Source organism: Nostoc sp., from assembly GCF_036919675.1.
Lineage (GTDB): Bacteria > Cyanobacteriota > Cyanobacteriia > Cyanobacteriales > Nostocaceae > Nostoc.
On sequence record NZ_JBALCP010000077.1, the window covers coordinates 1 to 22,701 of the forward strand.

Below are 22,701 nucleotides of genomic sequence, written 5' to 3' on the forward strand. Positions count from 1 at the left end.
GGGGTATGGGGTATGGGGTATGGGGTATGGGGTATGGGGTATGGGGTATGGGGTATGGGGTATGGGGTATGGGGTATGGGGTATGGGGTATGGGGTATGGGGCAAAACAGTTTTGAGTTCAGAGTTATGAGTAAAGAAGTGAGATTCCCCACTCAGCACTGGGCACTTCATTTCTCTTTTATCTTCCCAAACAGATAAATTCAATACATAAGTAGCTCCTATCCCTTCACTTGTGTACCTCCGACTCGCTAAACTAACAGATAATATTTCAGGTGATTTCAATAATCATGACTGTAATTAGCCAAGTTATTCTCAAAGCCGACGACGAACTGCGTTATCCCAGCAGTGGCGAACTTAAAAATATCAAAGACTTTTTGCAAACCGGCATACAACGGACGCGGATTGCGGCTACCTTAGCCGAAAACGAAAAAAAGATAGTTCAGGAAGCAACCAAACAACTTTGGCAGAAGCGTCCTGACTTTATCTCCCCCGGAGGTAATGCTTACGGAGAACGCCAGCGTTCTCTATGTATCCGTGATTTTGGTTGGTACTTGCGTCTAATTACTTATGGTGTGCTTGCCGGCGACAAAGAGCCAATTGAAAAAATTGGTTTGATTGGGGTGCGGGAAATGTACAATTCATTGGGCGTTCCCGTGCCTGGAATGGTAGAAGCGATCAATTCTCTCAAAACAGCCTCCCTTAGCTTACTGAGTGCGGAAGACACTGCCCAAGCAGCACCATACTTTGATTACATCATTCAAGCGATGTCTTAATACAAAGTGTGTGCTGGTTCTAGGAGTATACTTCTGGTCTACTAAAGTGAGTGCAAAATATTAGCACTCGATAGGCATAAGATCCCCAATTTGATCATACCCTCCCCACATTTGGTAGTGGCTCTGGCAAAATATTTGTCAAGTTACCAACCAGTTGTGGGGAAATTTTATTAAGAAAGAATTCAGCAGTCAGAATAAAGCTATGAATTCTGACCGAAAAAGCGGATAGCGCAGCGGTAGCAAGTCCCTTGGCGGATGAATAAATGGGGTTTGAGACCCCCACTAAATCTATGATTTGGTGGTCAACTTTTCTAGTAGTGGGTCTGAATTTCCCACTGATAGCGACACGAAAAAGCGAGTCCCTTGGCGTTTTGATTCTGACCGCAGCTTTCGGAATTTCCGGCTTTACTCCTGTATTCAGAATAGGTGAATTCTTGTTCAATAGGTATATTTATGGGGCATTTATCAAAGGATGAAGGATATACGGACATAAAAAACCGACAGTCTTTGATTAAGGCTGTCGGCAATTAAGTGTGTTCCCTATTAATGACTCGGCTAGAGTTCAGTTGTCATTAATTATGCCTACTTCACGAGCGCAGGGAGACGATCCTAATCATAGATACGTGTGATTTTCGTCACTTTATTGTTACAGCTAAACTGCATATAGCCGAATAATTCCTGAGTTACAGTAAATCTATGCAAGTTTAGAGCTAAGAATATATACGCTGGTAGATGCTTTTTCAGATTAAGAACGCGATGTACAACTTTTTCTTAAAACCCCGCTTCCATTCCTCTTCCCCACAGCGTGAGAGGCTCTGATTCTTGCTCCCCTTCCCTTGCAGGGAAGGGGTTGGGGGTTAGGTTTGAGTAAAAGTTTCACACAGCGTGATTAAGAGCAAACAACACCAATTAGACACTCAGGGGTTAAAACACCAAATACAGGAAGGGATATAAGGACAGATAGTTAACAAACCTATACCTCGTTTGCCAAAGTACTGTAGCAGAAAGAGCTATCTGCAAAGATAAATTTTTCAACCCCAGTGGTAGTAAAGCTAATGGGGTTTCCATTATTGTTGAAACCTGTCCCAGTTCCAGCGTTGCTGATAATACCGCCGCCGCCGTTGCCGCCGTTCCCTGTGCCAGCGATCGCGTCTTCTCCGTTCTCTGTATTCAGACTGCCACTGTTAGCGATGCCAGTCCCATTTCCGCCCTGATTCAAGTTGTCGATGCTGAAGGCGGTTCGCTTCCCGACCATCGCATCCTCTGATTTTTCTGCTTTCTAATGGGTCATTTGACAGACTGATAGCCATTTTCATTATCTGGAAATCACCTATGCACGTTACAAGGAAAGAAAATTTTATTACTTGGTAATTAACAGTACAATTACCAGTATTTTAGGATTTAATACAATCTATCTTTAAACGTATTACAATATTTATCTTTAGGGACTTCCAATTAAAAAAAGACCCAAATTGTAGGGGTATGGCATCCACCATTGGTGTCAACTTAAGCTAAAACTCTTTTAAAACCTCGTTTCCAGCCTCTGGCTGGAAATGCTCTTCAATTGCTGCTCTGCCGCTAGTCTTGAGGCAAAGCCTCTCATTAGGCATTCCCAGTCGGAGACTTCTTTTCGAGGCACCTCTAAAAGCTTGTTCGCTTACTGGCTTTTGCCTTAAGTTGACACGAATGGGCATCCACAGACTTTTGGTGAAACAGATATTTGATCGGTGCTGTACCCTTACTTGTTCGATAAATTATTCTTTGGAAGTCCCTAAGTAGATTTATTTAATCAGCCGATCTGTAGCATCTAGCGATGAACAATCCTATATCTGCATTTAGAGGTCAAGTAAATCGATAGAATAATGCTCTGTACAATTGGTGCATTATTTCCATGACCGCCACATCTCCTGCTCCCTTTTCCCCCCAAGAAATCGCTGCTGAAGGTATAAAACCAGAAGAATACGCAGAAATTGTCCGTCGCTTAGGGCGTCATCCCAACAAAGCTGAACTGGGAATGTTTGGCGTAATGTGGTCAGAGCATTGCTGTTACAAAAATTCTCGACCTTTACTCAAACAGTTTCCTACCGAAGGGTCCCGCATCCTCGTAGGGCCTGGTGAAAATGCTGGGGTTGTAGATTTGGGTGACGGACTGCAACTAGCCTTTAAGATTGAATCCCACAATCACCCTTCAGCTGTCGAACCCTTTCAGGGAGCGGCAACAGGAGTAGGAGGCATTCTCAGAGATATTTTTACAATGGGTGCGCGTCCCATTGCGATATTGAACTCGCTGCGCTTTGGTTCCCTCGAAGATGCCAAAACCCAAAGGTTATTTACTGGTGTAGTCGCAGGAATTGCCCATTATGGTAACTGTGTGGGAGTGCCCACCGTTGGTGGCGAAGTTTACTTTGATCCTGCTTATTCTGGTAATCCTCTGGTGAACGTTATGGCGCTAGGGTTGATGGAAACGCTAGAAATTGTCAAATCTGGGGCATCTGGCTTAGGTAACCCTGTGTTGTATGTCGGTTCCACCACAGGACGCGATGGCATGGGAGGCGCAAGTTTTGCCAGTGCAGAATTGAGCGAACAGTCAATGGATGACCGTCCTGCTGTACAAGTAGGCGACCCCTTTTTGGAAAAGTCGTTAATTGAAGCTTGTCTGGAGGCATTTAAAACAGGTGCAGTTGTCGCCGCCCAGGATATGGGAGCAGCCGGGATCACCTGTTCTACCTCAGAGATGGCGGCAAAAGGCGGTGTGGGAATTGAACTAGATTTAGATAAGATTCCCGCAAGAGAAACGGGGATGGTTCCCTATGAATATCTGCTTTCGGAATCTCAAGAACGGATGCTGTTCGTTGCCCATAAAGGTCGTGAGCAAGAATTAATCGACATTTTCCACCGTTGGGGACTTCATGCTGTTGTTGCAGGTACAGTAATTGCTGAACCCATCGTGCGGATTCTCTTCCAGGGTAAAGTAGCAGCAGAAATTCCTGCTGAAGCTTTGGCAGAAAATACCCCACTTTATCACCGGGATTTGTTGACAGAACCTCCAGAATATGCACGTCAAGCTTGGGCATGGACTCCTGATTCCTTACCTCCTTGCACAACTGCTGGAATAGAACTCCAAGGACGCCTGCAAACTTGGAATGATATTCTTTTAACTTTGCTCGATACACCCACGATCGCTTCTAAAAGCTGGGTATATCGTCAGTATGACCATCAAGTACAAAATAATACAGTAATCCTGCCAGGTGGTGCAGATGCCGCTGTTATCCGTTTGCGCCCCCTAGAAAAAATCCCCAATCTCAAATCTAAAATCGTTCGACTGAGCGTTCGCGCAGCGTCTCGTAGAGAAGCCGAAGTCCCAAATCTAAAATTAGGGGTGGCGGCAACAGTAGATTGCAATCCTCGTTATGTTTATCTTGATCCTTATGAGGGAGCTAAGGCGGTGGTAGCAGAAGCTGCACGCAATCTTAGCTGTGTGGGTGCAGAACCTCTGGCGGTAACGGATAACCTGAATTTTGGCTCTCCAGAAAAACCGATTGGTTACTGGCAATTGGCAGAAGCATGTCGCGGTTTGGCAGAAGCTTGTCGAGAATTGGCAACACCCGTCACAGGCGGAAATGTATCTTTGTACAATGAAACTTTTGATTCTCAAGGCATCCCACAACCCATTTATCCCACCCCAGTAGTGGGTATGGTAGGCTTGATTCCCGATATAACTAAAATTTGTGGTCAAGGCTGGCAAGCATCCGGCGATGTGATTTATCTTCTCGGATTACCTCTGGCATCCAAAATTAGTTTAGGAGCATCCGAGTATTTAGCCACTATCCACAGTACTGTTGCCGGAAAACCGCCACGAGTAGATTTTGACTTGGAACGCCGCGTTCAGAAAGTTTGTCGTGAAGCAATTCGTAATGGTTGGGTCCGTTCAGCCCATGATTCTGCTGAGGGAGGATTGGCGATCGCTCTAGCAGAATGTTGTATTGCTGGCAACCTTGGTGCCGAAATCAATTTAGAAATAGCATCAACCCAGTCACTACCTCGCCTTGATGAGGTGCTGTTTGCCGAAGGCGGTGCCAGGATTTTAGTTTCTGTAGCATCAGAACAACAAAAAATTTGGGAATCATACTTACAGGAACATCTGGGTCAAGAATGGCAAAAACTGGGTATAGTTGGCAATTTTGAGACGGGTTTGGGGGTTTTCACTACTGATAACCAAGCCTTAATCAAAGTTAGGATCGAAGATATGAACGATCGCTATTCCCATGCGATCGCCAGACGTCTCGCCATCCACACTACTACCCACAGTTAAAGATGTTAGGAGTTGAAAGTGAGCAGTTAGGAATAAAAAGCATAACTCCTCACTCCTCACTCCTAACTCTTTTATTAGCATCCGTGAGCATAATTACGGTACTGTTTTAATGGATGGTTAAAGATTTGTTAAGAACTTCGCTACCATCTATATAATCCCAGTGACTTAACTACCGATTTTAGATTTTGAATTTTAGATTTTGGATTGGGGGTGTTTCTTCTGGTTCATGTCTTGCTCCTAGTGAGCGAAACAAATTTAAAAATAGCCACTCTCAAATCCCAAGCCGCATTCCTACTAGGGTGCGGTCAATCCAAAATTGTAAATCTCAAATTCAAAATTGATTGACCCCCCCCACCAGGAGCAAAGCTAGCATGATTTCTATTCATTCTGTCACTTCGGATGAATACCCCGATCAGACCAACAACCCAATCAATAGTCATGAAAATCAGCCTGACAAGCCAGAAGAAGCTTGTGGTGTTTTTGGCATCTACGCACCAGCAGAAGACGTTGCTAAACTGACCTACTTTGGATTGTATGCCCTCCAGCATCGGGGTCAAGAATCAGCCGGTATTGCCACCTTTGAAGGTACACAAGTACATCTTTACAAAGATATGGGCTTGGTGTCTCAAGTTTTCAATGAATCCATCTTGGAGCAATTGCCTGGTAGCCTTGCTGTTGGTCACACGCGTTATTCCACAACAGGTTCTAGCCGCAAAGTTAATGCCCAACCCGCAGTGCTGGAAACCCGTTTAGGGTCATTAGCTTTGGCGCATAACGGTAATTTAGTCAATACAGTGCAATTACGTCAAGAGTTGCTTGAGAAAAAATACAACTTAGTCACAACAACAGACTCAGAAATGATCGCTTTTGCGATCGCCGAAGCGATCAATGCTGGTGCAGATTGGCTAGAAGGTGCAATTCAGGCATTTCACCGTTGCAAAGGAGCCTTTAGTTTAGTCATTGGCACTTCCAGTGGCGTTATGGGTGTCCGTGACCCCAATGGCATTCGCCCCCTAGTAATTGGGACTTTGGCAGGTAATCCAGTCCGTTACGTTTTGGCTTCGGAGACTTGTGGTTTAGACATCATTGGAGCCGAATACCTGCGAGATGTAGAACCAGGTGAATTAGTTTGGATTACTGAAGAAGGTTTGGCTTCCTATCATTGGAGTCAACAGTCCGAGCGGAAATTGTGTATCTTTGAGATGATTTACTTTGCCCGCCCTGATAGCGTCATGCACAACGAGAGTTTGTACAGCTACCGAATGCGGTTAGGACATCAACTAGCTAAAGAATCCTTTGTAGATGCCGATATTGTCTTTGGTGTTCCTGATTCTGGTATCCCTGCTGCTATTGGATTTTCCCAAGCTTCTGGTGTAGCTTACGCTGAAGGACTGATTAAAAATCGCTATGTTGGGCGAACCTTTATTCAGCCAACACAGGCGATGCGCGAATCAGGTATCCGCATGAAACTCAACCCCCTCAAAGATGTGCTGGCGGGTAAACGAGTGATCATCGTAGACGACTCGATTGTCCGGGGTACTACCAGCCGTAAACTAGTCAAAACCTTGCGTGATGCAGGTGCAATAGAGGTACATATGCGAATCTCCTCCCCACCTGTAACTCATCCCTGCTTCTATGGCATCGATACCGATTCTCAGGATCAGCTGATTGCTGCTACCAAGTCAGTAGCAGAAATTGCCAAGCAACTGGAAGTAGACAGCCTCGCCTATCTTAGTTGGAAGGGAATGCTAGAAGCGACACGAGAAGACACCAATAGTTTTTGTTCTGCCTGCTTCACCGGAGATTATCCTGTGGCGATTCCTGAGCAAGTCAAGCGTTCTAAATTGAGTTTAGAAAAGGTAGTGGTGTAAAGGCTCCGACAGACTGAAGTCTGCGGCTAGACAAACCAAGCCCGCCTGTGCGGGCTAAATAAATGCTGTCAATCTCAGGTTAAAATTGGTAAATCCTTCAATAGTCGTGGTTTATGAACCAGCCGATATCTGAGAGAGTGCGCTGGACTACCGCCGATTTAGAGTTGTTTCCAGATAACGGGAACCGCTATGAAATTATTGACGGAGAATTGTTTGTGACCAGAGTGCCCCATTGGAATCATCAAAAAACTTGTGTCAGAATTATTGCTCCATTGGATACCTGGTCACAAGCTACTTCTTTGGGAGAGGTCGTACCTGCTCCAGGCATAATTTTTGGCGATAATGATAATGTGATTCCTGATGTGGTTTGGGCTAGCAATGAGAGATTGCCCCTACTTTTAGATGAAGCGGGGCATTTGACTGGTGCGCCAGAACTGGTATTAGAGGTGCTATCTGCTGGTATTGAGAATGAAAAGCGAGATAGGGAACTTAAACTAAAACTTTACTCAGCAAGAGGTGTCAGAGAATATTGGATTGTCGATTGGCGCAAGCAACAGGTGGAAGTATATCAACGTGAACAAGCGAGTTTAAAGTTAGTTGCTACGTTGTTCAATGGTGATCAATTGAATTCACCTATATTGCCTGATTTTACTTGTGCGATCGCATCCTTATTTACTTAAACAAATTAGCAAGCGATGTCTGACAACAAGCCGAAGAAGCGTCTATGCTAATCCATAAATTTAACTGTGCTGCAAAAACTCAACTTTGGGCAATAACGGGTCAGTCACAATACCCACACCGCTAAAACCCCAGCGTTTGAGCAAGTTTCCCAACTGTGTACGCGCAATAGATTCCACAGCAAAGCGATTTGCCACTTCTGCCGCATGGGTGTTGAGATAGCTAAGGGCATCAAAATTTTCCTGAAACAGCAATAAATAACCTGATGTTTCGGTGTCAGGACGAGCTATGAGATAATTACCGTCAGTTTTTGAGCGCACCAAGTAATAGACTTCGGACAGCATGGAGATGAGATGGGGAGAAATGGGGATGACTAATTGAGATTTTCTAAGCGAATGCGAGGATCGGCGGCTTTTAACATTAAATCGGCGATTAAATTACCAGCAATCAGCAACACTGCGCCCATGACCAAGCTTGCCATTAACAAATATAAATCTTGAGCTTGTAAAGCCTGTAGAGACAATCTCCCTAAACCGGGCCAGTTGAAGAAATATTCAGCAATGAAGGCACCGCTTAATAAATTAGCTAATTCAAAACCCAATAAGGTAATCAAGGGATTTATCGCATTCCGGAGGGCATGAACGTAGATCACACGGTTTTCTGGCAGTCCTTTGGCACGAGCCGTTTGGATATAATCTTGACGCAGAACATCCAATAATTCGCCGCGAGTGATGCGTTGTAAACCAGCAAAACTAGTAATTGAGAGGGCGATCGTAGGTAAAATCATGTGCCAGCCGACATCTAAGATTCTGCCAAACCACGTCAGTTCTGAGTGATTAATGCTAGTCATACTACCCACTGGGAATAAAGGCGAGGTGAGTTGGGCTAAAACCAGTAGCGCTAAGACAGTGATGAAACTGGGAAAGCCTTGTCCAGCGTAGCTAATCACCTGTAAAATTCGGTCTGAGAGCTTATTTTGATTAACAGCAGCAAAAATCCCTAGAGGGATGGCGATCGCCCATGTGACAATTAAAGATGCGATCGCTAATAGCAAAGTTGCTGGTACCCGTTCCCACAACAGCGATGCCACTGAACGTTGATAAATAAAACTCGTGCCAAAGTCCCCTTTTGTCAAGATTCGCCATAGCCATAGCCAAAATTGCTCTGGCCAAGACTTATCCAGACCAAACTGCCGCTTTATTTCCTCAATTCTTTCTGGAGATATCTTCGGGTTTTGCCGCAGCGTATCTACATAATCCCCTGGAGCGAGTTGAATAATGAAAAACGACAACGCTGACGCCAAAAACAAGGTCAGTAGTGCTTGCAATACCCGCTTTGCCACATAAATAAAAGTTTCGCTCGTGACTAGCCTGATTAGCCAATCCCGACCTGTCTCCAAGGAAATTCTCGTAGATGTCATTTGTCCTTTGTCCTTTATCTAATGACCAATGACTAATATTCAATTAGAGAGATAATCGGTACGTCCGGCAAATATTTACGCCCTTCTAAATCCCGTAGCTCGATAATAAACCCAAACCCTACTAGTTCGCAGCCAATCTTCTGCACTAACTTTGCTGTTGCACTCGCAGTTCCACCCGTGGCAATCAAATCGTCCACAATCAAAACTCGGCTACCTTGGTGTAAAGCGTCTTGATGCACTTCCAGGCAGTCTGTACCATACTCTAGTTGATATTCAATTGAGTGAACTGCTGCTGGTAACTTCCCTCTTTTGCGGACAGGAATAAAACCAACTCCTAATTTATAAGCCAAAGGTGAGCCAAAAATGAATCCCCTCGACTCCATACCAATGACATAATCCGTCTTGATCCCAGCTTCATTGCATTTTTGTGTTAAAAAGTCAATAGTATAGCGCAGTCCCTCTGGATCGCGCAGTAGCGTAGTAATATCCCGAAATAAAATTCCGGGCTTGGGGAAATCTGGAATGTCACGAACGAGAGACTTCAAATCCATAAAATAGGGATTGGGGAATGGGACATGGGGGAGCCACTTGCTTTAAGTAAGTGGCGTCATGGGGCATAGGGCATGGAGAGTGGAGGAGTGAGGGAGTTGGCCTTGCAGGGGAAGAAAGAACTATTGATTATTGACAAATATCCAATGACGCCACTTGCTTTTCCTGTCAGAGACGCTCTTGCTAGCAAGCAACCGGGGGAACCCCGGCAACACAGTGGCTTCTCAATGCCCAATTTCAGATACCTGAAAAATCGTACACTATAATGTCATACGCTGGGGGTCGAGGCTGAAGCTTCGCCCTTGATTGACGATAATTAGAATCTGAACCAAGCTAGAAAAGGTATTGCCCTAATAAATGAGGTGAATTAACTTATTTTTTAAAACTTTGATTTCAATATAGGGAAAACTTTGAGTAGAAAGAGTTAAGTAATGTATATATCAGGTAGTCATGCTAGTACTACAAGTCTAATGTTCAAGTCTTGGCTACCGATTTTAAATTTGTTTTATCTAGTCTGTTGGAACCGCACAAGGTATTTATAGAATGAATGTCTCAGCAAGTTTAACGCCGTTCAACAGTTCAACCCAAGAATCACTGCCGATGATTCTGGACACTTTACCAGATCCTGCGATCGCTTCCAAGACGTGTCCTCGGAGAACGCGGTTGCAAATTGACCTAATTCTATTGGCAATTGAAGCTTTAGAGCTTGGTGGTTCTGAAGCAATCCTAACTTTTGCTCAAGAGTTGGATCTTAAAGGAATTGTTAAAGATAGGGTGAATTTATGGCGGATGCGTAGCTCTAACCCGCTACGAAGAGCGCATATGCGCCGTCCTTTAACTATCATGGAAGCAAAAGCTCTGGTGGTTATTGCTTGCTACATAGCGCGGCGTTTAACTGTTGTCATCCGCCAGTTACTAATGATATGTCAACAAATGGAAGAAAAGCAGATTCCATTAGAACAGAATTTGCGCCTATCTAATTACTTAGAACGGTTTAGAACGCATTTTAAGAGCCGGATGAATGCTCGACGTTCTGGTGTACTGGCATTAAGTTCTGATGAAAAATTAGATGAGCTAGCAATAAATTTGTTAGGACAATTACTATTTTGTACTGGTACAGCTGGAATGCAGCGGTTCTGGATTAGTCTTTTTGACGGTGAAGTGGAATGAATATTCAACGTAAGTACAGTCTACCTAATTGTACACTGCTTTTAGAAGGGTTAAGTGATGTCAGTAGGGTTGCACACTTCCAGGAAATGCGCCCGGAATTATCAATATTGGTAAATGCAGAATGCTATTTATCTGGTTATAATCAACCTTTAACGGGAGGGCGGGAATTTTTTGAAAGTTTGGTGAGGGCTGTTAGTGGCTATGCCCAAGAATTTTTAAGTAGTGTACCTAATCCGCAAGCACATAACCAGGAATCGGAGCTAGTTGAGTTTCAGAAAGTTGACAGCAACCGACACAGGTTAATTATACATTCAGAAGGTGCTCTAGAGGGGTTTGAGTCTCACTCTAACAATTCCAAACGTCCGCCTATTGAAATAGATTTGAATACAGTGCAGTTGTTTGATTTAGTGGAAGCAGTGGATCAGTTTTTTGCTGATACTCAAACTTTACCTGAGCTTTCCCTAGAACTACAACCAGTTACCAGACGTTATGGCGGTGCTAGTCAAGCTTTAATCAGGCAGGCTGTTCCTGCTGCTGTGGGTGTGTCAAGTTTAGCAGTAGCAGCGATCGCCTTTAACTTGATTCCACCTCCCCAAATGCGTCCACCGCAGCCTAAACCAAATGAGCAAACTAGCTCTACAATAAACAATATCACTCCTCCAGCATCAGCTGCTGTAACTCCCATAGCTGCTGCAACGCCCACATCAAAGCCTACAGCTAATGCAAAGCCAGCAGTTAAAGATTTAGAAGCACTTTTAAATACAGTTCCAGAAATTACCGATCCATCCCAACTGCGTGCATTGAATCGTCAAGTGTACAACCAAATTCATCCAGCTTGGACTAATCGCTCAGGATTGCAACAGGATTTGATCTATCGTCTGGGTGTAGCCGCAGATGGAGCGATCATTGGTTATAAAGCAGTGAATAAAGAGGCGAATCTAGGAGTAGGTCAAACTCCTCTGCCGAACATACTTTACAATCCAGCTAACCGTGCTCCTATTTCCAATGAACTAATCGCCCAATTCCGAGTAGTATTTAATACACAAGGTGTGCTAGAAGTTAGCCCTTGGCGAGGATATGCGAGGACGCCAGAGGTAGTGGGTGCAAAAATTACTGACTCTAATATAGTCAAAGGTTTAAACCAAAAGCTTTATAGTACAGTTCGCCAAACCTGGAGTGGTACCCCCACCTTTACGCGAGATTTGAAATACCGGGTAGCAGTCAACAAAGATGGTGTAATTGCTGACTATGAACCACTCAACCAAGTCGCCTTTGACTATTTTCGAGAAACACCCCTTCCGAAGATGTTCAACGCTATTTACGGTTCCAATGTAGCAGCTCCCAACAATAAAGAACCTCTCGCCCACTTCCAAGTGATATTCAAGCCTAGCGGCAAACTAGAAGTTATGCCTTGGCAGGGATATCAGTAATTGGGCATAGGGCAATACAGTTCAGTTAAGCATTTATTCCTTCTCTTTCTTCTCTTCCTTTGCGTTCAACTCTTGGAGACGCCACGCGAATGCGCCCTTCTCTGCGAGACGCTGCGCGATGGCGGTACCCTGCGGGAAGCCGCTGTGCGTCTACGTTAAAAAATTGACTTTGAATAAAGAGTTAAGCCTTAACTGAACTGTATTGGGGCATAGGGCACTTGTACTGAGCTTGTCCTGAGCGTAGCCGTTGGCGCAGCCTCTCGTAGATAAGGGCAGCGTCGAAGTACAAGTGCCCAATGTCCAATGACCCATACCCGTTTACCGAGTAATTCTCCGCATATAATTTCCCCACAACTGAGCTGCTTGAGCACTGCTACCAGATGTAGGGGAATTATTGTCGTTTCCCAGCCAAACACCAGTTACAAGCCGCCGACTGGGGATAAAACCTATGAACCATAAGTCAACGTTTTTATCAGTCGTGCCTGTTTTCCCAGCTTCCCCCAGTCCAATGGCAGCACTACGACCAGTACCTCTTGTGATGACACCGCGCATCAAACTAGTCATTTCATCGGCTACACCATTTGGCAGGACTCGTTTGTTGGCATCCGTATTTTGGTCGAAGGAATAGATGACACGGCAGGTTTTGATATCCTTGCGATCGCGGCAATCGCCACTATCTAAAATTCGGTTAATCGCATGGGGAGGATTTGACACACCACGATTGCCAATAGCACCAAAAGCACCAGTCATTTCCAAAACATTGACTACACTTTGACCTAGTACCAAGCCAGGAACCGGATCTAGGGTTGACTTTATTCCCAAACGCTGCGCCATTGCCACCACTCTATCCAGCCCGATTTCTCTGGCAACTCGTAGGGCGATGGGATTTTCTGAAAGAGCCAGCCCCGTGGCAATATCTAAACTAGTGTCAGCACCAGCACGACAGGGTTTGTAAGTAAAGCCTTGCCAAGTTAAAGGGGCGCAAGAATAACTTTTTGATTCTGGAATCCCCTGTTGAATAGCGGCAGTATAAGTAAAGATTTTAAAGGTAGAACCTGGCTGTCTTTTGGCTTGAACAGCGCGATTGAACTGACTTTTTTTGTAATCAGTCCCGCCCACCATTGCCAAAATGCTGCCAGTACTGGAGTCAAGGGTGACCATCGCCCCTTGAGAAAAATTAAAACTTCTACCACCATTGTTGACTGAATTTCGCAATGCTGCTTCTGCTTTGCTCTGGATTGCTGGATCAAGCTGGGTTTCAATGATATAATTCCCTTCCTTTGCGGCTCCCTCCCCCAAGATTGATTCAAGTTCAGAGAAGACGTAGCTGTAAAAATAAGGAGCGATCGTCTTAGCTTGCTGTTCACAAACTTTAGGACTAACTTGAACAGTGGAGCGTCTAGCTCGGTTCGCATCTTCAGGTTTAATTTTGCCCATCTCCAGCAACCGCTTAATCACGCGATTCCGGTATTCAGATGCTTGTAGCTTATTTGGCCCATCCCCACAAAAATCGAAAGCGTTGGGAGCTGGTAAAATTCCTACCAATGTTGCTGCTTCTGCCAAAGTTAATTCTTTAGCCGACTTCTCAAAGTAATACCGGGATGCATCTTCAAAGCCAGAGGTATCTCCCCCCAAAAAAACCCGATTTAAGTACATCAGCAAAATTTCATCTTTGCTGTAAAAGGTTTCTAACTTCAGGGCGACAACTGCTTCCCGCAATTTGCGTCCAAGGGTATCCTGTCTGCCTACATACTCGCGGAACAAACTGCGGGCAACTTGCTGGGTAACAGTGCTGGCTCCTTGTTGCACATCTCCGCTACGGCTATTGATCAACACAGCTCGTAAAATCCCCAGAGGGTCAACACCAAAGTGCCAGTAATAACGACTATCCTCTGAAGCCACCACCGCAGCAGGCAAATAAGGGCCAAATTCTTCTAATCGCTTTATATCTACGTGAGAGATAGTTCGAGGCTCTCTTAGCGGGGTGGCTCCATCACGAGCGTAAACAACTACTGGGGCGCGTGTAGCTGTAGGTAGAGGTTTAACTGAAAATTTCAGCCATTCAACGCCAATCACTAACGCTAACAGGGCACTGACACCACCGACACCATAAGCTGTCCAACTTGCAGCTTTGACATACCAGGCTGGTGGATCGACATATTGCAACCGCACAGAAGCGGCAAGTTCTGGGGGACCCAGCGTGAAAATATCGCCGTGACGCAGTTCCAGAGAATTAACACGACGCTTGCCACGATAAATCCCATTGGTGGAGTTTTCGTCTTTGATAATGAAAACTGGTGTGCGCTGAGTAGAATTCCGCGATAGCGATAGGTGAATTTGGCTGACAACAGGGTTACGGATGACGATATCGCTGCATTTAGAGCTACGACCTAGAATATAGCGATCGCCCAACAGTGGATATACCTCTGCCTTATCCGCCCCCGCATCCTGCACCCAAAGTTCCGGTACCTTGGCATTAGGCTTGAGCGCCAATTTGGAAAAATCGACCCTAGCTTGAATCGTATGTACTGCTTGAGTCAGTTGACCTAGTAACGTTTGTGGCTTGTGAGGGGGTTGGGGAGAACTCATCGGCTATTCACATCACACTTTTTAGTGAAGAATCGGGCGAATTACAATTTAGATGTTAGTCTTTCATCATTTTACTCATAAGCCAAAGCAGAAATTAGCTATACGGGACTTTTTGCTCTATTTTATACTTGTTTTTACTTTGTACTTTTAATTTGTTTGTTATTTTTATCACTTATTTCCAGAGGCATAAATTTTTTATCTATTCTCAAAGACTTGTTTTATCTACTCTTACTAGTTAATAACTACAATAATATTTTTTATTATTGTATTTTAAAACACTAGTTATTCAAAAACAACAGATTTAATTTTTACCAATTTTACAGAGCCACATATTCTGAAACCAAGCTAAATATCCTCATTTAGGAAGATTTTCTAAATCTTATAGTCTGTTTTAATGGGCCGAGTGTTCCGTTGAGGTTAATTTTAGAATGATGGGAAAATCTCTGACCCTGATTGGTACAGCTCTATCTTTGGCTTTCACCACTAATATTGCCGTAGCCGAATCCAGTAAATCCCCCATAGCCCAATCCAGTAGCGAATCTACTAGTGCACCAACGGAAATCAAGATGTCGCCAGAAGGGATGAAAATTCTGTGCGAGTATTTTCCGCTCAACTCCCGCTGTCCCGGCGGCACAGCAGTTGTGCCTGGTGGCGCTCCTAGTAGCACTACAACTCCATCAGAAACGACGCCCAGTAGCACCACCACTACTCCAGATAGTACAACTGCACCAGGAACCAGACCAGGAACCAAAACACCACCTGGATCTAGCACTCCCGAAACCACTCCAGGATCAGGAACCCTTACCCCATCTGAACCTGGCGCTCCTAGCAACTTAACTCCAGGATCAAGAACCCTTACCCCATCTGAACCTGGCGCTCCTGGCAGTCCTACCGAACCAGGAACCGTTACCCCAGCTCAACCTGGCGCTCCTAGCAATTTAACTCCAGCACCAGGAAGCGTTACCCCACCTGAACCTAGCACTCCTGGCAGCAGTACCGTACCAGGAAACCCAACTTCACCTGAGTCTGGTACTACTGAAATCAATCCCGAACCAGGAAGCTCAACAACTCCACCTGAGTCTGGTACTCCTGGCAGCACTACCGAACCAGGAAACTCTCCCAGTACTCCAAGTTCGCCAAAAACTCCTACCACAGGCAATTAAATTAAAATCTGGGGCATAATCTGAATACTAGTTTTTCATTAGCGATCGCCGCTGCATCTTAACCTCTTGCACCAGTTATGCAAACTGGTGTAAGATAACAAATTACAATTGCTGGAACCTATAGATAAAGTCTTGGCATATAAGACTGAGCAACGATTTCTGTAATCAATAGCCTGGGATTAATCATCCCAGGCTTAATAGTTTAATGCGGCCTGCCGGTTGAAGTCGGTGTTTTTTGCAAGGAAGCAATTAACAGGCAAACAATACCTATACTAATAAATGAATCTGCCACATTAAATACAGCAAAGTTAATCAGGCGAAAATCAAGAAAATCAACGACATAGCCTAAAACAAAGCGATCAATACCGTTGCCCATAGCTCCACCTAAAATCAAGCCATAGCCTAACTGATCCCACAAATTTAACATTGGACTAAATAAGGCCAAGGCTATCAATACTAAACTTACTCCTAAAGATAGCCAGCGCAACCACTCTACTTTCCCACTTAACAGACTAAAAGCGGCACCAGTGTTAGTGACATAGGTGAAGTGAAATATCCCAGGTAAAAGTGGCAGTGTCTGCCCCAAGCGAAAGGTTTGCACCACCCAGTATTTTGTTATTTGGTCTAAGAAAAAAGCTATGAAGGCAGCTATCCAGAAAAGGCGATTTTTTAAACGCATGAAACTAGGGGCTAGGGACTAGGATTAGGGACTAAGCAGTAGGGTATAGGGATTAGAAGAATTTTAAATTTCTAGCCCCTCCATAACTAATAAAACATTAAGTGACGCAATACATATGCTATTACGGTAACGGCACAAACTACACTTAATTGCCCTGGTAGTGCAAACCAGGAGTATTTGAGGATTGCTTGCATTAATGGTAGATTTTCTGTACCTTTCCACTGAAAAATATAGCTAATAATTAAATAAGTAATACCCCATAGGTGGAGAGTTAATAAGCCACAGATGCAACTAAAGGCGAGAGTTTCTAGTCGAGGTCTAGCTTTAAAGGCGAAGAAACCACAAATCCAAGCTCCAGGAATAAAACCTAGTAGATAACCAAACTGAGATAGCTTAACATAACCAAGACCACCACCATCGGCAAATACAGGTAATAAGGTTAACCCCATTACTAAATAGGCAATTTGCGAGAGCGCACCGGCATTTTTGCCCCCTAAACAACCCACCAACAGTACTGCGCCAATTTGAAAAGTGACACCTAAAGAAAAAGTCTGAATTCCGTGCTTACTCCAATTCCAAGGTAAGGTTATGCCATAAGCTTCTAGGAAGGTGCTACCCATTGTCAGGAGTAAGCCAATCATGGACCATAGTAATTGATTGGAAGCAGCAAACATTTATCAGGCAACCGGGGAAAGGCAAAAGAGAAAACCAACAGCAACTAATATGTTCATTAGGATTGAAATGAAATTTGTACTGACACCTCTAAGAGGATATTTGAAAAGTATTGTTGCTAACATCAAAACTTCAGAAACCTAACCCCGCGAGCAAGCCTTCCCTACAAGGGAATGGGGGTTTAAAAGCCTCTCTCCACTTCTGTTAGAGGAAGGGAAGTGGGGTTTTTGGTATACTCTACGACTTTTCAAACATCCTCTAAGAATTAGCATATTTTTTTTTGCCTTTTTGGTATGTAACTTTTCAGTTCTGCGAATTATGGCTTAGGTGTCTATAGCTGTAATTTTATTGACTGAAGCGTAGTCTGATGATGATATTTGACTTAATAGGTGTTAAGATTAGCAAAATTTAGGATTTAAACTAAGTTTTTAGATTCAGCGCCAAATTATTGCTACAAAGTGTTAAAGATAATTCCTTAATTCACTATTTTTTAGCGATCGCCCCGCCTCCTCTCTATAAAAATAGGCAATTTATTATTTTTTTCTACTTTCTCTAAACAATAAGTTCACTGGCTAAACTTAGATTGTTTAGTTATGACTTTAAGTCTACTTAGGCTGATAAGCAGAAACAAATTTCATAAATTCCCAAATTTATTAAGTTTGAAATAATACCACATTTACATATTTTCTTTATGACTTGACCAATAAATTTACACTATTAATAGAGTTTTGTAAATATCTGTAACCAAATTACTCTGGTACTCTTTGTAACGGGTGACTAAAGCAGCAGTATTAATTTTATCAAGCAAAAGTAGAAACGAGTGTTTGTTCTTCATCAAAAAAAACAAGCATTTTTTTGCTTTATTAACCTAACCTTTACCTTAACCATTAGTCTTTAGGGGTATCCTTAGAAGCGCTCACCTGCAAAGTTACTCAAAATTGATAGCGATGCCCTCACGTCTTAGTGTAATGAAAATTCATCGCCTCACAGGTTCAATTTCAGTGTTAGCACTGACAATCAGCCTAGCTGCATGTGGCGGACAGCAAAACTCGGATAATACAGCCACCAAGGATACACCTTCTGGTACTGCTACAGATACTACTGCCTCCAGTACAACCAAATTAGATTTGGGTGGAAATATAAAATTAAGCGGGGCTGGTGCGTCTTTCCCAGCACCACTGTATGATACATGGTTTACGGATCTAAACAAAAAATATCCAAATCTGCAAGTTGACTATGCCTCAGTTGGTAGCGGTGCTGGAGTTGAGCAATTTATCAAAGGGACTGTAGACTTTGGTGCCAGCGACGTTGCCATGAAGGATGAAGAAATCCAGAAGGTGCCACCGGATAAGGGCGTTATTTTACTGCCCGTAACTGCTGGTAGCATCGTGCTAGCTTACAACTTGCCAGATGTTGCAGAACTAAAGCTACCACGAGCCGTTTACGCTGATATTCTACTAGGCAAAATCAAGTCTTGGGATGATCCCCAAATTGCCAAGGCTAATCCAGGTGTAAAGCTTCCTAAACTGTCAATCACAGTTGTTTATCGTTCAGATGGTAGCGGAACAACAGGTGTGTTTACAAAACACCTCAGCGCTATTAGCCCGGAGTGGAAGACTAAAGTTGGTGAAGGCAAAACTGTCAACTGGCCTACGGGAGTTGGTGCTAAGGGGAATGAGGGTATTACCGCCCAAATTCAACAAACACAAGGTTCTATTGGTTATGTCGAGTACGGCTATGCCAAACAAAATAGTCTCAAGTTTGCTGCTTTGGAAAATAAAGGCGGTAAGTTTATTGTAGCTAGTGAGGAGTCAGCCTCTAAAACTCTGGCATCAGTAACTCTACCGCCTGATCTCCGCGTCTTCATTTCCGATCCAGAAGGGGCTGATTCTTATCCCATCGTCACTTATACCTGGATTTTGGCTTACAAGAAATATCCCAATGCGGCAAAAGCTAAGGCAGTTGAAGCTGCGATCGAATACGCCTTAACTGAGGGTCAAAAGCAGGCTACTACACTAGGATATGTTCCCCTACCCCAAAACGTGATCACAAAGGTGGCTGCTGCTGCCGATCAAATTAGTCCAGAGTATAAAATTTCTGTTGGTAGTGGTACTAGCGCTAGCAAGTAGCTACAGTTAAGACATGAGGTATTCCTAGACAATAATTTGTCAGTTGCTTACTAGACTATAGGCATTCGTAACTTGAAACTCTGTGTTACCAATGTCTCAGTTTCAAAAGACGATGAGGCAACAATTTTGTTGAGATGTTTGCCTTCAATATTCTTCTCTGATTTAATTGTGAAAGTCGGTAGTCATGACTACAAATTCTCAAAACCTTTCATCAGCGACCAAAAATCGCTCTGATGTAGAAAAGTCCCTAGATCGGGGTTTTATTTGGCTGACTAAAATTTTCGCCTTTGGGGTTGCTGCCACTTTATTATGGATCGGCTTACAGGTCGCAATTGCTTCTTGGCCTGCCATCCAAAAGTTTGGGGCTAGCTTTTTAGCTAACACAACTTGGAACCCAGTTAATGATAGCTATGGGGTGCTACCTCAAATTTATGGAACTCTCTTGAGTTCTTTTATTGGTCTGTTGATAGCTGTACCGATTGGAGTTGGTACTGCTATTATACTAAGTGAGGATTTTTTACCCGCAAAAGTGAAGTTGGTACTGGTTTTTGCAGTAGAACTGCTCGCAGCTATTCCCAGCGTTGTCTACGGCGTCTGGGGTATTTTTGTATTAGTGCCTATCTTAACTAACTTGGGAAAATGGCTCAATAGTTACTTTGGCTGGATAGCATTTTTTAGCACCTCCCCTACAGGGCCAGGAATGTTGCCGGCGGGAGTCATATTAGCAATTATGACTTTGCCCATCATCACAGCCCTATCGCGCGATGCCTTGATTTCTATACCTCCCAGTTTGCGTCAAGCCGCCGTAGGACTAGGAGCAACCCGCTGGGAAACGATTTTGCAAATTCTGATTCCAGCAGCCTTTTCGGGGATAGTTAGTGCTGTGATGTTGGCACTCGGTCGGGCAATGGGAGAAACAATGGCTGTAACAATGTTGATTGGTAATTCTAACAACATTAGTATCTCACTGTTAGCACCAGGCAATACGATTTCTTCTCTACTGGCAAATCAATTTTCAGAAGCTAGTGGTTTGCAAGTTTCGGCTTTAATGTACGCTGCTTTAGTTCTATTCTTCTTGACCCTGGTAGTCAATATCATGGCCGAGTTTATCGTTCTGAGAGTCAAGCGACTGTAGCTTAGTTTTGGGTTGAATTATGACTTCTAGTTTTCCAGAGCGCAGTCTAACTCGCGCTCCCATGTCTCAAAGAACACTGTTTAATACAGTAATGACCGTAATTGCATTTATCTGTGGGGTATTGGCACTTGTGCCTTTGCTAGCAGTGCTTTCTTACGTCATTATTCAAGGCTTTAGCAGTTTGAGTCCCAGTGTATTTTTTGAACTGCCACCCAAAGCTTTACAAAAGGGAGGAGGCTTTGGTAATGCAGTTTTAGGCACGCTGCTGATGGTAGGAATTGCGGCGGTGATTAGTATCCCGTTTGGTGTTTTAGCGGCGATTTACATCACAGAATTTAGCTCCGCCCAAGTAGCAAGATGGGTACGTTTTGCGGCTAACGTGCTGAGTGGAGTCCCGTCAATTATTGCTGGGGTATTTGCCTATGGCATTGTAGTTTTGACACTGGTAAAGTTAAACTTAGGATCATATTCTGCTCTAGGTGGAGGGTTTGCACTGGCAATTTTGATGTTGCCAATTATTGTCCGAACCACTGATGAAGCCTTGCAGTTAGTATCGCAAGATTTGCGACAAGCATCTGTAGGGTTAGGAGCAACTAACTTTCAAACAGTAACACAAGTAGTTTTGCCAGCCGCTCTACCAGCAATTGTAACTGGGGCAACGCTAGCGATCGCCAGAGCATCTGGAGAAACTGCACCTTTACTATTTACCGCCCTTTTTTCCAATTTTTGGCCCGATAGCTTATTCCAACCAACAGCTTCCCTTGCTGTTTTGGTTTACAAATACGCTATTTCTCCGTTTAAAAATTGGCAATCACTAGCTTGGGCAGCATCTTTGATTTTGGTATTGATGGTTCTAATCACAAGTATCATCGCTCGCTGGGCAACTCGCAAGAAAGCTTAGTGAAATAGCATCTACATGGCGGATTTGTATCGCTAAAACTAATACTGCACTTAATTTATGGCTATCAATGTTAGCACAGTGAATGATACTCAAACCGTTTTACGCACCGAAAACCTCAACGTTTACTACGGCAAATTTTTAGCCTTGCAGAATATTTGGCTAGATATACCAAAAAATCAGGTGACAGCCTTTATCGGCCCTTCTGGTTGTGGTAAAAGTACGTTGTTGCGATGCTATAACCGCCTCAATGACCTGATTGAGTCATTTCGGGCAGAAGGTAAAATACTTTTTTACGATAAAAACTTGTATGCATCCGACATTGATCCTGTAGAAGTGCGTCGGAGAATTGGGATGGTGTTTCAAAGACCAAACCCGTTTCCAAAATCCATTTATGACAATATTGCTTTTGGAGCCAAAATCAACGGCTACAAAGGTAATATGGATGAATTAGTAGAACGGAGTTTACGGCAAGCGGCTTTGTGGGACGAAGTAAAAGATAAACTGCGACAAAGTGGCTCGTCTTTATCCGGTGGACAACAACAGAGGTTATGTATTGCTAGAGCGATCGCAGTCCAACCTGAAATTATATTAATGGATGAACCTTGCTCCGCTCTCGACCCTATTTCCACGTTGCGGGTTGAAGAACTTATTCACCAACTTAAAGAGCAATATACGATCGTTATCGTCACCCATAATATGCAGCAAGCAGCGCGAGTTTCTGATAAGACAGCCTTTTTTAATGTTAAAACTACAGAAACTGGAGGTCGTAACGGCTACATGGTAGAGTACGACGCAACAGAACTAATTTTCAACAATCCTCAGCAGCAAGATACCAGAGATTACGTTAGCGGCAGATTTGGATAAATAGATAAATATTTCTATTGTTGATGTGAGAGCAATGAGGGATACTCGGAAATTAAAGGTGTGCGATATTCCTCTATCTTTTTATTTGTTCGCCAAGGTTAGCGTAGGCGTAGCCCGCCGCAGGCATCGCTTAATCAATTATGGCTATTTCTTAGTAAAGAAAAGCAATAATTAAGCTATTTAACATCAGACTTCCATTGACTGGCTGGGCAAGATACCTACTCCAAAATACCCTCACACATAGCGTAGTACTAATGTTAGCTTGCCTTGCTATTTATTATCTACCTGTAGGTATTGTGATAACTACATAAGTGGCTAGGCGAAATTAAATATAAAATTTTTGCCCCTTGTCTAATTAAAATCTCA

General features: G+C 43.7%; 18 protein-coding genes. 11 read left to right on the plus strand and 7 right to left on the minus strand.

Annotated elements, in window-relative coordinates; genetic code table 11:
- The first annotated feature begins 287 nt into the window (after positions 1 to 287).
- Positions 288 to 773 (plus strand): allophycocyanin subunit alpha-B, encoded by a 486-nt coding sequence (locus V7K49_RS15850; protein WP_335206368.1) that lies wholly within the window; start codon positions 288 to 290, stop codon positions 771 to 773.
- A gap of 973 nt (positions 774 to 1,746) precedes the next feature.
- On the opposite strand, the gene V7K49_RS15855 is transcribed toward V7K49_RS15850, so the two are convergent.
- Positions 1,747 to 2,028, minus strand: coding sequence for a hypothetical protein (locus V7K49_RS15855; protein ID WP_335206369.1), 282 nt, complete (start codon positions 2,026 to 2,028; stop codon positions 1,747 to 1,749).
- Between the two features lie 636 nt (positions 2,029 to 2,664).
- Between V7K49_RS15855 and purL the strand changes: the two genes are divergently transcribed.
- The 3 genes from purL (at position 2,665) to V7K49_RS15870 (ending at position 7,636) form a co-directional block, all read left to right on the plus strand.
- Positions 2,665 to 5,085, plus strand: coding sequence for a phosphoribosylformylglycinamidine synthase subunit PurL (gene purL / locus V7K49_RS15860; RefSeq protein WP_335206370.1), 2,421 nt, complete (start codon positions 2,665 to 2,667; stop codon positions 5,083 to 5,085).
- Between the two features lie 371 nt (positions 5,086 to 5,456).
- On the plus strand, positions 5,457 to 6,956 hold the full coding sequence (purF, locus tag V7K49_RS15865) for an amidophosphoribosyltransferase (RefSeq protein WP_335206372.1): 1,500 nt from the start codon (positions 5,457 to 5,459) through the stop codon (positions 6,954 to 6,956).
- 113 nt (positions 6,957 to 7,069) lie between these two features.
- Positions 7,070 to 7,636 (plus strand): Uma2 family endonuclease, encoded by a 567-nt coding sequence (locus V7K49_RS15870; RefSeq protein ID WP_335206373.1) that lies wholly within the window; start codon positions 7,070 to 7,072, stop codon positions 7,634 to 7,636.
- 60 nt (positions 7,637 to 7,696) lie between these two features.
- On the opposite strand, the gene V7K49_RS15875 is transcribed toward V7K49_RS15870, so the two are convergent.
- Genes V7K49_RS15875 through V7K49_RS15885 form a run of 3 tightly spaced genes read right to left on the minus strand, consistent with a single transcriptional unit; the run spans position 7,697 to position 9,605 of the window.
- Positions 7,697 to 7,978, minus strand: coding sequence for a hypothetical protein (locus tag V7K49_RS15875; protein ID WP_273767322.1), 282 nt, complete (start codon positions 7,976 to 7,978; stop codon positions 7,697 to 7,699).
- A 29-nt stretch (positions 7,979 to 8,007) separates the two neighbouring features.
- Positions 8,008 to 9,054 carry an ABC transporter permease gene (locus tag V7K49_RS15880; RefSeq protein WP_273767324.1) on the minus strand — a complete coding sequence of 349 codons (1,047 nt, stop codon included), beginning with the start codon at positions 9,052 to 9,054 and terminating at the stop codon, positions 8,008 to 8,010.
- Positions 9,055 to 9,086: 32 nt separating this feature from the next.
- Positions 9,087 to 9,605, minus strand: coding sequence for an adenine phosphoribosyltransferase (locus V7K49_RS15885; protein ID WP_334870220.1), 519 nt, complete (start codon positions 9,603 to 9,605; stop codon positions 9,087 to 9,089).
- A 541-nt stretch (positions 9,606 to 10,146) separates the two neighbouring features.
- Between V7K49_RS15885 and V7K49_RS15890 the strand changes: the two genes are divergently transcribed.
- Positions 10,147 to 10,773, plus strand: a complete 627-nt coding sequence (locus V7K49_RS15890) for a DUF3038 domain-containing protein (RefSeq protein WP_335116193.1) — start codon at positions 10,147 to 10,149, stop codon at positions 10,771 to 10,773.
- The gene (locus V7K49_RS15895; RefSeq protein WP_335206376.1) at positions 10,770 to 12,203 is read left to right on the plus strand and encodes a DUF4335 domain-containing protein; all 1,434 of its coding nucleotides are present in this window, start codon (positions 10,770 to 10,772) and stop codon (positions 12,201 to 12,203) included. Before V7K49_RS15890 ends, V7K49_RS15895 begins: the two co-directional genes overlap by 4 nt.
- Before the next feature lie 318 nt (positions 12,204 to 12,521).
- Here the strand turns inward: V7K49_RS15895 and V7K49_RS15900 are convergent, their stop codons facing one another.
- Positions 12,522 to 14,792 (minus strand): transglycosylase domain-containing protein, encoded by a 2,271-nt coding sequence (locus V7K49_RS15900; protein ID WP_335206377.1) that lies wholly within the window; start codon positions 14,790 to 14,792, stop codon positions 12,522 to 12,524.
- 428 nt (positions 14,793 to 15,220) lie between these two features.
- On the opposite strand from V7K49_RS15900, the gene V7K49_RS15905 reads away from it, so the two are divergent.
- The gene (locus V7K49_RS15905; RefSeq protein WP_334870212.1) at positions 15,221 to 15,955 is read left to right on the plus strand and encodes a hypothetical protein; all 735 of its coding nucleotides are present in this window, start codon (positions 15,221 to 15,223) and stop codon (positions 15,953 to 15,955) included.
- Between the two features lie 202 nt (positions 15,956 to 16,157).
- Here the strand turns inward: V7K49_RS15905 and lspA are convergent, their stop codons facing one another.
- Both lspA and V7K49_RS15915 read right to left on the minus strand, forming a co-directional pair.
- Positions 16,158 to 16,634: a signal peptidase II gene (gene lspA / locus V7K49_RS15910; RefSeq protein ID WP_334870210.1), complete on the minus strand. Its 477-nt coding sequence runs from the start codon at positions 16,632 to 16,634 to the stop codon at positions 16,158 to 16,160.
- Between the two features lie 86 nt (positions 16,635 to 16,720).
- Complete coding sequence (locus V7K49_RS15915; RefSeq protein WP_334870208.1) at positions 16,721 to 17,308, minus strand: biotin transporter BioY; 588 nt, start codon at positions 17,306 to 17,308, stop codon at positions 16,721 to 16,723.
- A gap of 945 nt (positions 17,309 to 18,253) precedes the next feature.
- Between V7K49_RS15915 and pstS the strand changes: the two genes are divergently transcribed.
- The 4 genes from pstS to pstB all read left to right on the plus strand — a co-directional run bounded on the left by pstS (position 18,254) and on the right by pstB (position 22,335).
- Positions 18,254 to 19,435 (plus strand): phosphate ABC transporter substrate-binding protein PstS, encoded by a 1,182-nt coding sequence (pstS, locus tag V7K49_RS15920; protein WP_335206378.1) that lies wholly within the window; start codon positions 18,254 to 18,256, stop codon positions 19,433 to 19,435.
- A gap of 184 nt (positions 19,436 to 19,619) precedes the next feature.
- Complete coding sequence (gene pstC / locus V7K49_RS15925) at positions 19,620 to 20,570, plus strand: phosphate ABC transporter permease subunit PstC (protein WP_335206379.1); 951 nt, start codon at positions 19,620 to 19,622, stop codon at positions 20,568 to 20,570.
- Positions 20,571 to 20,589: 19 nt separating this feature from the next.
- The gene (gene pstA / locus V7K49_RS15930; protein ID WP_334870203.1) at positions 20,590 to 21,471 is read left to right on the plus strand and encodes a phosphate ABC transporter permease PstA; all 882 of its coding nucleotides are present in this window, start codon (positions 20,590 to 20,592) and stop codon (positions 21,469 to 21,471) included.
- 57 nt (positions 21,472 to 21,528) lie between these two features.
- Positions 21,529 to 22,335 (plus strand): phosphate ABC transporter ATP-binding protein PstB, encoded by an 807-nt coding sequence (gene pstB, locus V7K49_RS15935; protein WP_335206380.1) that lies wholly within the window; start codon positions 21,529 to 21,531, stop codon positions 22,333 to 22,335.
- The last annotated feature ends 366 nt before the right edge of the window (positions 22,336 to 22,701 follow it).